A 14,673-nucleotide genomic window follows, 5' to 3' on the forward strand; every position below is an offset into this window, starting at 1 on the left:
TCGATTTTTTTAACAAAGGGTAAGGTCTTCATAGTGAAAATGGATCAGTACAAAACAGGACCTAGCCAGAAATACCAACATAAACAGCCAAATACAGCACCAACAACACCAACCGAAAAGATCTGAAAACGGAATCCTGTTGACCAGTATTTAAAGACTACCTGATAGGCAATTACAGCCAATAGCACCGTAATCAGGTTAGAAACAAAAAAATGATACCCATTTAAACGCATAAAAGTTACCAAAAATGGGTAGCGCTTGCTGAGAAAATTGTGTTTTCCTTTCTATAAACCACAGAGGATTTCGTTGTAAAATTAAATCCTCACCTAAGCCAAGAAAACAATTCACGATAGGATATAAAAGCAATGCGCCAACCAGTTGATAAGTCAACGAGCTCTCTCTATGTCCTTTTTTACTCAATCTATAGCCAATTCCTACGGTCAGTAATAAGCGGGCTTTATTAGCAAAAAACGTTACCGGATACATCCAGGTGTGCGGAAAGCACCCAAATACAGTCCAAAATGTAATTTTAGTAGGTGTAAAGCCAATTCGCTCATATAGCCACAGCACATACGCAATATGGAGATTTACCCATAAGGCGGGCGCTAAAAAGCAGACTATCGCTATAGCCAGACTGCTACTATAACTAAACGCTTGCCTACTGAAACCAGACGATAACCGGCTAACCATACGAATCGGTAAATTCTCCTAAAGCGAACTTACCGATTCTTTTACATAGTTAGTATTCAATTTTCTAATTTTAGATTGATTAACAACTTACTCCACAACCCTCAGTTTCGCAAAACTCAGCAATAATACCTTTTCGCCTACGGTGTCGAACTGAATGGTTGCCTTCCGCTCTGCCCCATTAACCTCTACTTTTTTGACCGTACCGAAGCCAAACTTGGCATGTTCGACGCGCTGCCCAGCGGCCAGATTAGCGGTGCTTGTCGGCGCAAAGTCAGAGGAAGGCGTATGAGCAGCGGCCGTTTGAGGAGCCTGCGAACGCGCCGTCCGCTGCGCCAGCGACCGCACAAAGGCCATTGAACCGGTCGATGTGCTTTCGCTACGGTCCCGCTCCGGGCGGTCGAAATCCATACGGCTGGGAGCCGACCGAAGCTTCGACATTTTCAGATAGCGCTGATCCATCTCCATCAGGAATCGGCTTGGTTCGCACATTTTCAGCCGTCCGAAGTGGTAACGCGTTTCGGCATACGACATCGTCAGGCGTTTTTCGGCGCGGGTGATGGCTACGTAAAACAGTCGCCGTTCTTCTTCCAGATCGTTGCGGCTTTCAAGCATCATCTGACTCGGAAACAGATCTTCTTCCAGACCAACAATGTGTACGTACTTGAATTCCAGTCCCTTAGCTGCGTGAATGGTCATCAGGGTTACTTTGTCGTTATCGCCGTCGTCTTCTTTTTCGTCGGCGGTTGTCAGCAGCGACACCGATTGCAAAAATGCGCTGAGACTCTTGTCGTCGTTGTCTGGATTATCGACAAACTCCTTGATGGCGTTCAGCAATTCCTGCACGTTTTCGTAACGGGCCAGCCCTTCAACGGTCTTATCGTCGTAGAGCTCTTTCAGCAGGCCCGACGCTTTGGCAATGTGCGACGCTACTTCAAATGCATCTTTCTGATCGAGCAACAGCTTAAAACTCTTGATCAGGGTAGCAAATCCCTCAATAGCGATAGCGGCCCGGCCTGCCACGTGCTTATTGATTTCGGCTACGATTTCCCAAACCGAATCTTCTTTTTCGGCCGCTATTACGCTGATTTTAGCAACTGTTGTATCGCCAATCCCGCGTTTGGGCAGGTTGATAATCCGCTTAAACGCTTCTTCGTCCTGCTGATTGACCGTAAACCGCAGGTAAGCAATCAGGTCTTTAATTTCTTTTCGCTGGTAGAAGGACAGACCGCCAATGATGCGGTATTTGATGCTTACCTTCCGCAGGGCTTCTTCAAATGCCCGCGACTGTGCGTTGGTTCGGTAGAGAATAGCAAAATCGTTGTTGGCCAGCCCCTGATTCACCTTCGCTTCGAAAATAGCCGATGCCACCAGCCGTCCTTCTTCGTTATCGGATGAGGCTTTGATGACATCAATCAGCGGGCCATCTTCATTATCGGTAAAGACGTGTTTTTCCAACTGGTTTTTATTGCGGGAAATCACCGAATTAGCTGCTTCTACAATAGTTTTCGTAGAACGATAATTCTGTTCCAGCTTCACGATTTTGACATTTTCCTTGCCGTAATCGCGCTGAAAGTTCAGAATGTTTTCGATGTTGGCTCCCCGGAATGCGTAAATACTCTGCGCGTCGTCGCCTACGACACAGATGTTCCGATGGACAGCAGCCAGTTTTCGGGTAATCAGGTACTGCGATACGTTGGTGTCCTGAAACTCATCGACCATCACATGCTGAAACTTATGCTGGTATTTATTCAGAATATCGAGGTGATCGCGAAACAGCACATTGGTATTGAACAGCAGATCATCGAAATCCATCGCATTGGCGGCAAAACAGCGTACAGTATATTGCTTATAAATCCGGCCAATGTGCGGCATTCGTGCCGACTCATCATCGGCCTGAATAACAGGGTTGTTCAGGTAGTCGTCGGGACCGATCAGGCGGTTTTTAGCACCTGAAATTCGACCAAAAACATTGTTGACCCGATACACTTTATCATCGAGCCCCATCTCTTTGATGATGCTTCGAAGCAATGACTTCGAATCGTCGGTGTCGTAAATCGAGAAGTTGCTGGTATAGCCAATGGCTTTGGCTTCGATACGCAGAATTTTGGCAAAAACGGAGTGAAATGTGCCCATCCAGATGTTCCGGGCTTCGGTACCCACAACCCGCTCGATCCGATGGCGCATTTCGCCAGCCGCTTTATTGGTAAAGGTAAGGGCCAGAATTCGGAATGGATCGATACCATTTTCGATCAAATGCGCAATTCGGTAGGTAAGCACACGGGTTTTGCCCGAACCCGCACCGGCTATAATCATCAGCGGGCCATTGCCGTGCATAACGGCCTGCCGCTGGGGGTCATTCAATCCAGAGATGTAATCAACCATACAAAGACGTTGGATTCAGGCGCTGGATACTGGATTTAACGAAAGTCCAGCGTCTGATGTCCAGCATCCGGCGTCTTTATGTAACAATCAAAACTACGAAAAAATTTGGTTTAAGTGGGGCCGGAAGACGACGTTTGACGCAAACCCATAGTTCAATCAGGGGCATCATCCAACGAAATTCATCGGTAGGTTATTGAGCCGTGAATGCTGCGGTGTTCACTTTGTCGACAGGAAACCGCCTGATGAGCCAAGGCCCACCTGTCGACACGTGCTGGCTGTCAATCGAAGATGGAATACGCTCCTTTTGGCCTGACTGTTTCGCTCACTACCAACGGGTGTCGGGCAGGTAAAGACCATGCCCCGTAAGTTGATTACGGTCTGCAAACTGGCTTTAGGGCTAATTAGCCCTGAGCCGAACAGAATGAGTTTTAAAGTGTAAACTGTTTACGCTTCTTTTCACAACTTTCCCTGCGCTTTCGGTGTTATTGGGTTGACTAATACTCAACTCTTCCCGCCAATAGATACATATGGATTTTGTCGATTATTATAGTGTCCTTGGAGTGCCGAAAACGGCATCGGACGACGAGATAAAGAAAGCCTACCGTAAACTGGCCCGTAAACTGCATCCGGACTTAAACCCCAATGATCCGGAAGCCAATAAAAAGTTTCAGCAACTCAACGAAGCTAATGAGGTGCTGGGCGATCCGGAAAAACGCAAAAAATACGATCAATACGGCAAAGACTGGCAACATGCCGACCAGATTGAAGAAGCCAGACGCCAACAGCAGCAGTACCGCCAGCAATATGGACAAAGCCAGGGACCCACTGGCGACTATGACTTTTCGAGCGGATTTGGTGGCGAAGATTTCTCGGATTTTCTGTCATCGCTGTTCGGACAGGAAGGGGGCCCTCGAAGCGGTGGCCGACAAACTACATTTCGTGGACAGGATTATCAGGCCGAACTGCATCTGAACCTGCGTGATGCCTACACGACGCATAAGCAGACGTTAACGGTCGATGGAAAAAACATCCGCATTACGGTACCGGCAGGCATCGAAAACGGCCAGAAAATTAAGCTGGCTGGCTATGGAGCCCCCAGTGTAAATGGCGGTCCTAATGGCGATTTGTATATAACCTTTGTCATCGCCGAAGACAGTCGGTATAAGCGCAAAGGCAACGATTTGTATGTTGATGAGGAAATTGACCTTTACACGGCGCTTCTGGGGGGCGAAAAAGTTATCGAAACGCTGTCGGGCAAAGTAAAAGTAACCGTACCGCCCGAAACTCAGAGCGGCACAAAAGTCCGGCTGAAAGGAAAAGGATTTCCGGTTTATAAGCAAGAAAGCTCGTTTGGCGATTTGTATGTACAATGGCAAGTTAAACTGCCTACTAACCTGACCGACGAACAAAAAGAATTATTCCGCAAAATAGCCAGTATGTAGTGGGTTTATGGTTTTTCGTTTACGGTTGCGCTGCCATAGAAAGAGGCAAAGCCCCCGCAAACCGCAAACGGAAAACCATAAACCGTATCCCCTTTTCCCTATGCAATCCAACCACTTAATCTCCGTCAGCGATTTTTGTGTATATCACCGCATTGAATTCTCATTTGTGGAACTACTCGAACAGCAGGGACTAGTTGAGACCATTACGGTTGAACGAACTGTTTACATAGAACCCGATCAACTGGGCCGACTGGAAAAATTTGTCAGGCTGCATCAGGATTTGGCTATTCATCCCGAAGATTTGGATGTGGTAAACGATCTGCTCGAACGGGTTGAAGATTTACAGAGCCAGATCGTTCAGTTGCAGAACCGATTGCTTTTCTACGAACGGTAAAGAACGCTTGGATAGTTTTTCTAAATCGCTATCTTGTACTGGTTTATGCGGTTGATGAAATAAACGTTCGAAAAACACATGCCTTCCTTCTTCAACAAAGGCTTTGGACGCCGACGCGAGCCAGCAGCCAGTGATCGGATACCACCGGGTCAGTACGAAACCCGTGATTTTCCTGTTCTTACTGCCGGGCCAACCCCTCGTATTCCACTTACAACCTGGTCATTTGCGCTGGATGGGTTAGTTGAAACGCCGATGCAGTGGACCTGGGAGCAGTTTAATGACTTACCACATCAGTCGTTTACCAAGGATATTCACTGTGTAACGAAGTGGACCCGGCTCGATACGAAGTGGGAGGGTGTCAGCATTGATACATTGCTCGAACACGTACAGCTTAAGCCCGAAGCCCGTTATGTGATGGCTTACGCTTACGGCGATTATACAACCAACATTCCGCTCGACGACCTCCGGCATGGCAAAGCTTTTATTGGCCTGCGTTTTGAGGGCTTGCCGTTAGCTCCCGAACACGGTGGCCCTGCCCGCCTGGTTGTTCCGCATCTGTATTTCTGGAAGAGTGCAAAATGGATTAAAGGATTGCGTTTTATGGAATCTGATAAGCCGGGCTTCTGGGAACGCGGGGGCTATAGCATGTATGGCGACCCCTGGAAAGAACAGCGGTATCGTAGCGACGATTAAGATGAAAAAAATACAATGGCAGATAGCTTCGGTGAAAGCTATCGTGCAGGAAACTCCGCGTGTTAAAACCTTTACATTACAACTTCCTGACTGGATACCGCATCTGCCGGGGCAACATTATGATTTGCGGCTGACAGCCGAAGATGGATACCAGGCTGAGCGAAGCTATTCCATTGCTTCTCCTCCTGAACAAACTGACGAAATTGATCTCACCATTGAGCTGATCGACGACGGAGAAGTATCATCTTATTTGCACGACGGCATTACCGTTGGTGATCCGCTTGAAGTTCGCGGCCCTATAGGCGGTTATTTCGTCTGGAAAGATACCATGGCTACCGAGCCACTAGTGCTGATTGCGGGAGGTTCGGGCGTTGTGCCATTAATGGCTATGTTGCGCCATAGGGCACAAATTGGAGCAACTAACCCAACCGTACTATTATTCAGCGTCCGGATGGACAACGGCGTTATTTATCAGCAGGAGTTAGAACGTCTGGCAGAGCAGAACACAAACTTTCGGCTACTGCTGACATTTACCAGACAGCCTCCCAATGGCTGGACTGGCTACCAACGCCGAATCGATAAAGAAATGCTACAGGAGGTAATGGCTCCGCTAAACGGCCAACCCAACTGTTTTGTCTGTGGACCTACGCTGCTGGTTGAGCAGGTGGCCAGTGCGCTGGTTGATGTAGGATTGCCCTTTGAGCGCATTCGGACCGAGCGCTTTGGCCCAACTGGAACATAGAAAAATCGTTTTTCTGAAGAAAAATCATGATAACGGATACTGATGCGATAGATCTGGCATTGCGGTTAGATGGTAATGCCGTTGCCGGAGATTTTCAGGCGCTGGTCGGGTTCGACGTAACGATGCTTCAGATGGTATGTACCCATTGTTTGAAGGAAGGAATCTTTGCCAATCTGCTTGCCTATGTGCGTGGACCCGGCATTGTGTTGCGCTGTCCTACGTGTGAGGGACTGGTTCTACAACTAACCAAAACACCGTTGGGCGTTGTGGTTTATGTTGATGAAAGAACCGATCGCGTGCCAAATGAAACGCTATTGAATGCCATCAATCAGCTTTTATGATTGCGCCATAGGTCGTATTCGCCTAAATTAGCCCGCCAGAGCATTCATCAACTTTGGCTTACATGACATTTTCGCTGGCTTACGGTATTCCTCTGGCTTTTTTTCTGACTACAATCAGTACAACGATGGCTCAAACCGCCAGACGCCCCCGCGATTACGGCATTCGGTTCGGTGTATTACCAACCGGTCAGTTTAATGCCATCACCGATGTGCCTGGCGTTCGGGTGGGGCAGGTGACGCTTAAGCAGGGAATAACAATTCGTACTGGCGTCACGGCTATTTTACCACACAGTGGAAATCAATTCCAGCAGAAAAATCCGGCAGCTATCTATATCGGCAATGGCTTTGGTAAACTAACTGGCTACAGTCAGGTAGATGAATTGGGTACCATCGAAACGCCCATTATACTAACCAATACGCTGAGTGTGCCAACTGCCGCCGACGCTCTGATCGACTATACGCTCATGCAGAAGGGAAATGAGCAAGTACGATCCGTAAACGCTGTAGTTGGCGAAACAAACGACGGTTTTCTCAATGATATTCGCGGGCGGCATGTGACTAAACAACATGTGCTGGATGCGCTTCAAGCGGCAAAAACAGGCCCCGTTGAGGAGGGCAATGTGGGCGCTGGTACCGGAACCGTTTGTTTTGGATATAAAGGGGGCATTGGAACGGCATCGCGCAAATTACCTGCCTCGCTGGGAGGCTATACAGTTGGCGCATTGGTACAAACAAATTTTGGGGGTGTTCTTCAAATTGCCGGTGTGCCGGTAGGCGTTGAGTTAGGTCGTTATTCGTTCAGGGAAAAGCTCGATGGGTCGTGCATGATGGTTGTTTTGACCGATGCTCCGCTGGATGCCCGAAACCTGAAACGACTGGCTAAGCGGGCTTTTATGGGGCTCGCCAAAACGGGTGGTATTGCGTCGAATGGTAGCGGTGATTACGTTATTGCCGTATCGACCGCTTACCAGATTCCGCACGAAACGACCAGCTTGTTCGATACCGTAAAGTTACTGCGTAACGATAACGTGTCGCCGTTGTTCATGGCCGTTATTGAAGCTACTGAAGAAGCCATTATTAACTCGCTGTTTGCCGCCCAGACAACCACGGGCGATCAGGGGCATCAGGCTGACCAGTTGCCGCTGGAAAAAGTAATAGAGATACTTCGTAAAGCAGGGCAGGCACGGTAAACGATGCCTTTTATCGCTTTTGTTCGGCTACTCGCCATAAGATTCCGGCTAGTCCAAAAAAAGCTAATGCCCCCAATAGCATATAACCTTTTTCGCCCAGTGCCGCAGTCAACGCTGGTTCGAGGGTTAATGAAGCCAGGCCGTTATAAATCGACTCATTGACCGACAAGAGCGCTACCGCGACACCTGCCAGCGCACCACCTGCCACTAATCCTGTTGCAAACAGATTTCCTTTTCCTAAATCGGCATCTTCTTCTATCACCCCTTTTCGTTTTGCGTTCCAATCGACAATAGACTTTACGAGCCCACCGATAAAAATGGGTAGGGTTGTCGATAGAGGAAGGTAGAGGCCAACGGCAAAAGCCAACGCACTAACACCGCATAATTCGAAGACAAAAGCCGTGAATGCGCCCACTAGCACAAACTGCCAGTCGAGATTAAATGATAACAATCCTTTAATGAGGGTTGCCATCAGTGTACCCTGCGGAGCCGGAAACTTATCGGAGCCAATGGCGTGCGTAATACCCTGAGCCAGCAAATCGGGCGTTGGCGTGTCCAGAATTTTTACAGTGGCACCAACTACGAGCGACGATACAATAACCCCGATAAATAGCGCCATCTGCTGATATTTAGGCGTTGCGCCAACCAGATACCCTGTTTTTAAATCCTGCGAAGTAGCCCCGGCATTAGCAGCCGCCACACAGATCATGCTGCCCACTACCAGCACCGCCGGTTCGTAGAGCTTACCCGTCAGGCCAAAAGCAATGAAAACAAGCGCTGTTCCCATAATGGTTGCAATGGTCATACCAGACACGGGCGACGAGCTTGATCCAATCAGCCCCACGATTCGGCTGGCTACGGTCACGAAAAAGAAGCCAAAAACGATAACCAGCACTGCAATCAGTAATTTGGTTAGGAGCGAATCGCCCGGAATTTGCGGTAAAATGAGCATCAAGGCCGTCAAAACAAGACTACCAACAATAACAATCCGTACGCTCAAATCCTGCTCGGTGCGAAGCCCTCTAGCCTCCAAAGGGGGAAGCGATGAAGCGGCAGCGCTTCCCCCTTTGGGGCTTTGGGGGCCAAAGCTCTGCCGAAAAGAAGAGACAATTGTAGGAATGGTTTTGATCAGGGTCATAAAACCACCGGCTGTAACAGCTCCGGCACCGATCTGCCGGATATAAGCCCGATAAATGGCGGCTGCCGTGTCGGTGAAGGTATGCGTTGCCGGATTCCAGCCTCCAGGGCCACCTGCCGTTTGTAGATTATCGAGATAGCCAAGTTTCTGAAGCTGTAGAGCAATGGTGTCTCCCGGAACTACCGAGGCAAGTAATGGAATCAGTCCCAGCCAGGCCAGAATACCACCGCCAACCAGAACCGCTGAAATACGAAAACCGATAATATAACCAACGCCCAGATATTCAGGCGTAATTTCGCCCGCTACCTGAGCCGATGGAAAATAACGATTTGCCTGTTTGGTGGCCCAGACGGGTACTTCGGCAATAACGTGTAGTACTTTTTGAAGTAGGGCATAAAGTAGGGCGACACCTAGACCCTGATAGGCTGTTTTGGCAAAGTCACCGCCTTTTTCGCCGGCAATCAGTACCGATGCGCAGGCTGTTCCTTCAGGATAAGGCAATGTGCCATGCTCCTGTACGATCAACGACCGGCGCAACGGAATCATCATTAACGTTCCGATCAGGCCACCCAGAATGGCCAGTGTGAGTATGGTCCAGTAGTTAAAGAAGTCGGCCCCACTACCTCCGGTCAGAAACAGGAAACCCGGCATTGTAAAGACCACACCCGAGGCAATGCTTTCGCCTGCCGAACCAGTAGTTTGAATAATATTATTTTCGAGAATGGTCGTATTCAGAAACCGGCGCCCGAGCGAAATGGCCAGTACGGCGATTGGAATGGATGCAGATACCGACAAGCCAGCTTTTAGCGAAAGATAGACGGTTGCTGCTCCAAACAAGACTCCAAAAACGGCGCCTGTAATAATCGCTTTTAAGGTAAACTCAGCCGGAGATTCGGTGGCTGGAATAAAGGGCTTATGTGCAGGCGTAGGATTTGGAATCATAAGGACGCTTTTTTTATCAAAGAAATGAAAAAATACGATCTACCAAAAAGGCTTGACAATGTCCTGAATTTTACCGTAAGTTTGTTTTAGTTAAAAGCGGGAATAGCTCAGTTGGTAGAGCGGCAGCTTCCCAAGCTGCAGGTCGCGAGTTCGAGACTCGTTTCCCGCTCCAGGTTTCCGGACTCACCGTCAGGCACTTACGAATAGCTCGTAAGTGCTTTTTTCATTATAAGCCTTTATGAGACAAGTTTGGTAGCGGTTTGTAGTGCCTTCCTGAAAAATAGCCTTAAACAGAGCCTAAACGGTAAAGTGAGCAATGCTGAAAAGTGGGTAGCGTAGACGATACAATGAATAGTGGCTTTATGGTGAAGTACTTTTGTGTGCTTGATTAAATATATTAAATGCCTGCCTGGGGGCTTGTTGGATGTGGAATCCAGGGTCTGATGTATAAATTTAGCCTATATAGGTCAGAATGAGTATTATAGTGATATGATATATTTTTGTTATATATAGTATAAATATAGAATAGTGGTGTTATCTTTGGCTTTCGCTTTTGGGCGGTTTGCAAAAAAAGAAAAGGCCTGGCTAGTATGGCCAGGTCTTTTCTTTTTTTGCCGCATGCATAAATATTTATGAATGGATGTTTATGCTTTTTATTAACCAAACCTATTTATTAATACCTATGGCTACTAAGCAGAAACGATTAATACGGGTCGTATTTGATGTGATAGACGAAAGCAGGAAAAGTATTAGTTTAGATAAAGACCTATCAGTACCGGCCCGAGATCCCGACGAAGCGATTGATTTTGTGTTTGCAGAAATGAAGCGTCAGCTCCAAAGGTCAGACATTCTGCTCTCAAGAGTTCGTATTTGTGCCTGATACAATTCAGGCACAGATCAATGAACAGGCTTTCAGCTTTTGACTCTTTTGGATTGGCTACCTTTGCAGCCAGGGCTCCTGGTCTTTCAATAATAACGTTACAGTGAAGGAATTAGCGAAACCAGGATTGAAGGGCAATTGGAGGACTCTCTATTAGAATTGATTAAGCGGTAGAATGAGTATTGGATGACGCTACTCTTTTGGAACAGTATGCCCCAATGAGCAAACGGCAGTGCACGGACATTAGAGAACTGTATTTAATTGGCTGATAATAAGCTATTTGATTGTTTTGGTGAACGTTTCGGCAAAGGGAAGTTGCTCTTGTAAATTGCATTCCGAAGAAAGGGCTGACATGGTTTGGCTAATAATTATGAGGCTATTCGTTGCTCTGTAGGTACAGTCATTGGTAATTCCTTTTGCGTGGATTGCAAAGGCCATAATATCGGCGTTCTGCCAGAATTCGCCCCAGAGGGCCATTGATTCTGACCCTGGTTGGGAGCAAAGCTGGTGATTCATTGTTTTCTTATGAGTGCCCAGGCCATACTGTTTCTGAAACATGTTTTGTAAGGCATCACTATAGTCGCACGAAATGGCAAATAGCTTTTCATCGAAAAAACATAAGACAAGATTCGTTATCGCTATATCCTCTACTATGGTTTTGGCTGCCAGAAAGGTACGGATATGAGGGCATTCGAGTGCCAGTGTGCCTTTAACATAGGTTTGCCCGCCCTCACTAAAATCGGTTTTATTCAGGGAGTCGGGTGTTGTGGTGGCAATCTGATACTGGCCTAAGCCAACAAATTTTGGTTGAGAGGTACCCGATTGAGGCAGCAAAAGGAGGAGGAAAAGACAGTAGTGAAGTTGCCCCATAACCAATCAAAAGACATTGCGCTATAGATCGGAAGATATGAAAATTTAATAATAACTCGTTGTAGACTCGTGCGTAATGGATGAGTAGGCGCTATAGGACGCAATTAGGCAGGCTATTAGTCAACAATTTCTATATCAAATTCGCGCTGTTCGTCGTCATACAAAGTAGCATTACCTGTTTCGTCGAGTTGCTCTGGTGTAATATGCATTTCATTCAGATAGCTACCTCTGGGAAAATTGATTTTGCTCACTTCGCCATTTTTTACCTCAACCTTTAGCTTATAAGTAGCCCTGTAACTGGTTTCAGGATTATAATAATTTACAGCAGCAGAATGTGTGCCATCTTTAGCAAATGACTTATCGGCAAGGTAGGTATTGCTGCTATCAGAATGCCGGGCCTCAATGGTGTGACCCGCTTTATGATCGCATCCCAGCAGTAGTAAGAATAAAAAGAAGAGTAGTCTGTACATGAGTGTTTGCGTAAAATGACTAAATAACGAATTCGTTAAGTAGTAACTATTAGATTTACTTACTCTGTTTGCGGGGAAAGAGGGTAAAAATACATTTCTACAAAATTAAGAACGATTTTAAATAAAGAGCTTCTCTTAACAAAGTTTAATTCATTTTTTACCAAGAGGTAGGTTTTACTGGCTGAAATATTCTATTTAGATTAATTATTGTAATTATTAAACAACTTATAGTAAGTTAATTATATCTCTAGACTTGGTATTGAATATGCAACCTGCCTTGCTTACGGCTATTGAGTATATTTACTGAACGTGTAAGACTAACTACCTGCGCCAGATTTGAGTAGTTTTATTCTGGCGTCGGGTTGCCGGAAAATAACTCACCTGCAATCTTAAAGAAAGAGGCCTTAATGCTTAATTAAGCTGGATGTACCAGTAAAACAGAATACACTTTTGAGCTTTTCAACATATCTGTTCATTTTTAGACAGGTAAATAGGACCTCTTTCGGGACTAATTAAGCGTTCCGTAGCCTGTATAAATCGAGTTGAAGCCGTGTAACCTGGTTTCGGCAATACCTGAGTTGTTCGGTTGGTGCATGTGATTCCCGCAAATAATCCTGTAACTGCAGCCATTCGTCCAGATGTCGTTCAACGAGCTGCAACGGCGTTATTGATGGGTCAAGAGAAGGGGTGTGTTCTGATAGCACGTTGCTCATAGCCGTTAATAAGTTTGGTTAACTGGCTAAATCTTTAATTATACTGACCTTGCCAGTTTGACTATAACTCGCTAATGAGGAATTGTTCTTTAAAACAGACTGAATTTTCGGGAGTAAGGCCCTGCTTTATAGGCGAATGCTGGTATAAATGATGAGTTTTGCCCTGTCAATGCGTTTATGGTAAATAGCGCATACGATAAATCGATTAAATCAAAACTGGCAATCGTGACCTTAACTTCTAAGTTCCTACAGGCAGGCCCTATTCGGGTTCGTTATGAAAATGGCTTTCTGCGGTACATATCGTTCCACAATACCGAAATCGTTCGGATGATTTATTTTGCCATTCGGGATCATAACTGGCAAACGATTTCAGTAACCATTACGGATGAATCAATTGTTGAGCATCTGGATTCCTTTGAGGTAAAATACAATTGGCATACAGTTGATACGGCCATTCAGATGACTGGCGAGGTAGTAATTCAGGGCAATGAGCAAGGAACAATTACGGTTCGTTTTTATGGAAAAGCACTGAGCGCTTTTCAGAAAAACCGGATTGGGTTGTGTGTCTTGCATCCGATCGATGGCATATTGGGGCAACCTGTTCAGATTATAACCCCAGATGGACATACATCCGATCACTATTTCCCTACTTCTATTAACCCACATCAGCCGTTTCTGAATATTCAGTCTATGCGTTGGCGACCACTTTCCGGCTCAACCTGGCAGCTCGATTTTTGGGGAGATGTGTTTGAAACCGAAGATCAGCGAAATTGGACCGATGCATCGTTTAAAACATATTCGACCCCGCATGATCTGCCTTTTCCGGTTGCCGTTGCTAGTGGCACTGAGTTTCGGCAACAGGTTCTGTTTCGTGTTGCCGACCAGGCTCTGGCAGATACCAGCAATTGGGCAGAACTAAGCAAGTGGGAGCAAATTAGAGAGACGGCTCAAGCTTCTCTGCCACGTATTGGGCTTGGCCAGCGAACAAATGGCCCCTGTTTAATAGCCACCGAAGCGGCTTTACTACGTTCGCTAAATCTTTCTCACCTGCGAGTCGATGTATTTTTTAGTCTTCCGAACTGGCAAACACTCTTAACAAATGCTATTGCGGATGCCAGACAATTGGGTGTCTCACTGGAAATGGCCGTATTTTTTGGCAGTGATCCGGTTTTCGAACTGAACCTGTTGAGGCAGTTTATGGATCGTTGGCCTGTTCCGATACAGTCGATTCTCTTGTTTGATGAGGCCAGTTTAACAACCTCAAACAAATTGCTACAGGCACTTGTCCCCGTGTTACGTCGTGAGTGGGCGGGGGTGGCCGTTGGAGGAGGGACTGACGACAATTTTGCCGAATTGAATCGAAATCGATTTGATTTTGATCTGGTTGATTTTGTGACCTATTCGGTCAATCCTCAGGCTCATGCGTTCGACGATCTGACAATACAGGAAAATATAGCCGGACAGTCCGAAACGGCGTTGTCTGCCCGGCATATCAGCGGTGGAAAACCTGTGCATATTTCGCCCGTTACACTTCGTTCGCGGTATGTAACAGTGGCCGGTTCGGCTATTGAGCGGCAGAATACCCCCATCGACCACCGACAGGCGACAGAATTTGCGGCCGACTGGACACGGGCGAGCCTGATTGCACTTGCCCGCGCTGGTGTAGCGTCTGTAACTTATTATCAGTCGCATGGCGCTGGCGGTTTGCTTAGCGGTGATTGTACGTTTCCTGTTTATGCTACCCTGAAAGAAAGGGAAAAATTTTTGTCGTAATTGCCCTCTTTTT

At 46.8% G+C, this 14,673-nt stretch carries 12 protein-coding genes and 1 tRNA gene; 8 read left to right on the forward strand and 5 right to left on the reverse strand.

What is annotated here, in order from left to right:
• Window positions 1-777: 777 nt before the first annotated feature.
• Complete coding sequence (locus tag WBJ53_RS01890) at window positions 778-3,072, reverse strand: UvrD-helicase domain-containing protein (protein ID WP_338874350.1); 2,295 nt, start codon at window positions 3,070-3,072, stop codon at window positions 778-780.
• Between the two features lie 527 nt (window positions 3,073-3,599).
• Here WBJ53_RS01890 and WBJ53_RS01895 point away from each other — a divergent pair.
• The 6 genes from WBJ53_RS01895 (at window position 3,600) to WBJ53_RS01920 (ending at window position 7,874) form a co-directional block, all read left to right on the forward strand.
• Window positions 3,600-4,514, forward strand: coding sequence for a J domain-containing protein (locus WBJ53_RS01895; RefSeq protein ID WP_338874351.1), 915 nt, complete (start codon window positions 3,600-3,602; stop codon window positions 4,512-4,514).
• Between the two features lie 100 nt (window positions 4,515-4,614).
• Window positions 4,615-4,908 carry a chaperone modulator CbpM gene (locus tag WBJ53_RS01900; RefSeq protein WP_338874352.1) on the forward strand — a complete coding sequence of 98 codons (294 nt, stop codon included), beginning with the start codon at window positions 4,615-4,617 and terminating at the stop codon, window positions 4,906-4,908.
• Between the two features lie 78 nt (window positions 4,909-4,986).
• Window positions 4,987-5,601, forward strand: a complete 615-nt coding sequence (locus WBJ53_RS01905) for a sulfite oxidase-like oxidoreductase (RefSeq protein WP_338874353.1) — start codon at window positions 4,987-4,989, stop codon at window positions 5,599-5,601.
• A gap of 1 nt (window position 5,602) precedes the next feature.
• The gene (locus WBJ53_RS01910; protein ID WP_338874354.1) at window positions 5,603-6,343 is read left to right on the forward strand and encodes a ferredoxin reductase; all 741 of its coding nucleotides are present in this window, start codon (window positions 5,603-5,605) and stop codon (window positions 6,341-6,343) included.
• A gap of 26 nt (window positions 6,344-6,369) precedes the next feature.
• Window positions 6,370-6,684, forward strand: a complete 315-nt coding sequence (locus WBJ53_RS01915; protein ID WP_338874355.1) for a DUF6510 family protein — start codon at window positions 6,370-6,372, stop codon at window positions 6,682-6,684.
• A 125-nt stretch (window positions 6,685-6,809) separates the two neighbouring features.
• Window positions 6,810-7,874: a P1 family peptidase gene (locus tag WBJ53_RS01920; protein ID WP_338877141.1), complete on the forward strand. Its 1,065-nt coding sequence runs from the start codon at window positions 6,810-6,812 to the stop codon at window positions 7,872-7,874.
• 10 nt (window positions 7,875-7,884) lie between these two features.
• On the opposite strand, the gene WBJ53_RS01925 is transcribed toward WBJ53_RS01920, so the two are convergent.
• Entirely contained in the window at window positions 7,885-9,954 is a 2,070-nt protein-coding gene (locus WBJ53_RS01925; RefSeq protein WP_338874356.1) for an OPT/YSL family transporter, read from the reverse strand.
• A gap of 96 nt (window positions 9,955-10,050) precedes the next feature.
• On the opposite strand from WBJ53_RS01925, the gene WBJ53_RS01930 reads away from it, so the two are divergent.
• A tRNA-Gly gene (locus WBJ53_RS01930) sits at window positions 10,051-10,126 on the forward strand.
• A gap of 984 nt (window positions 10,127-11,110) precedes the next feature.
• On the opposite strand, the gene WBJ53_RS01935 is transcribed toward WBJ53_RS01930, so the two are convergent.
• From WBJ53_RS01935 to WBJ53_RS01945, 3 genes are all read right to left on the reverse strand, one after another.
• The gene (locus WBJ53_RS01935) at window positions 11,111-11,668 is read right to left on the reverse strand and encodes a hypothetical protein (RefSeq protein ID WP_338874357.1); all 558 of its coding nucleotides are present in this window, start codon (window positions 11,666-11,668) and stop codon (window positions 11,111-11,113) included.
• A gap of 152 nt (window positions 11,669-11,820) precedes the next feature.
• The gene (locus WBJ53_RS01940; RefSeq protein ID WP_338874358.1) at window positions 11,821-12,174 is read right to left on the reverse strand and encodes a hypothetical protein; all 354 of its coding nucleotides are present in this window, start codon (window positions 12,172-12,174) and stop codon (window positions 11,821-11,823) included.
• A gap of 512 nt (window positions 12,175-12,686) precedes the next feature.
• Window positions 12,687-12,887 (reverse strand): hypothetical protein, encoded by a 201-nt coding sequence (locus WBJ53_RS01945; RefSeq protein ID WP_338874359.1) that lies wholly within the window; start codon window positions 12,885-12,887, stop codon window positions 12,687-12,689.
• A 225-nt stretch (window positions 12,888-13,112) separates the two neighbouring features.
• Here WBJ53_RS01945 and WBJ53_RS01950 point away from each other — a divergent pair, with 225 nt between their 5' ends.
• Window positions 13,113-14,660 (forward strand): hypothetical protein, encoded by a 1,548-nt coding sequence (locus WBJ53_RS01950; RefSeq protein ID WP_338874360.1) that lies wholly within the window; start codon window positions 13,113-13,115, stop codon window positions 14,658-14,660.
• The last annotated feature ends 13 nt before the right edge of the window (window positions 14,661-14,673 follow it).

This window comes from Spirosoma sp. SC4-14 (assembly GCF_037201965.1).
In the GTDB taxonomy this organism is placed as follows: domain Bacteria; phylum Bacteroidota; class Bacteroidia; order Cytophagales; family Spirosomataceae; genus Spirosoma.

Coding starts and splice junctions, on each gene's coding strand:
- WBJ53_RS01890 (WP_338874350.1), bottom strand. CDS start 3,072: ATGGTTGATTACATCTCTGGATTGAATGACCCCCAGCGGCAGGCCGTT.
- WBJ53_RS01895 (WP_338874351.1), top strand. CDS start 3,600: ATGGATTTTGTCGATTATTATAGTGTCCTTGGAGTGCCGAAAACGGCA.
- WBJ53_RS01900 (WP_338874352.1), top strand. CDS start 4,615: ATGCAATCCAACCACTTAATCTCCGTCAGCGATTTTTGTGTATATCAC.
- WBJ53_RS01905 (WP_338874353.1), top strand. CDS start 4,987: ATGCCTTCCTTCTTCAACAAAGGCTTTGGACGCCGACGCGAGCCAGCA.
- WBJ53_RS01910 (WP_338874354.1), top strand. CDS start 5,603: ATGAAAAAAATACAATGGCAGATAGCTTCGGTGAAAGCTATCGTGCAG.
- WBJ53_RS01915 (WP_338874355.1), top strand. CDS start 6,370: ATGATAACGGATACTGATGCGATAGATCTGGCATTGCGGTTAGATGGT.
- WBJ53_RS01920 (WP_338877141.1), top strand. CDS start 6,810: ATGGCTCAAACCGCCAGACGCCCCCGCGATTACGGCATTCGGTTCGGT.
- WBJ53_RS01925 (WP_338874356.1), bottom strand. CDS start 9,954: ATGATTCCAAATCCTACGCCTGCACATAAGCCCTTTATTCCAGCCACC.
- WBJ53_RS01940 (WP_338874358.1), bottom strand. CDS start 12,174: ATGTACAGACTACTCTTCTTTTTATTCTTACTACTGCTGGGATGCGAT.
- WBJ53_RS01945 (WP_338874359.1), bottom strand. CDS start 12,887: ATGAGCAACGTGCTATCAGAACACACCCCTTCTCTTGACCCATCAATA.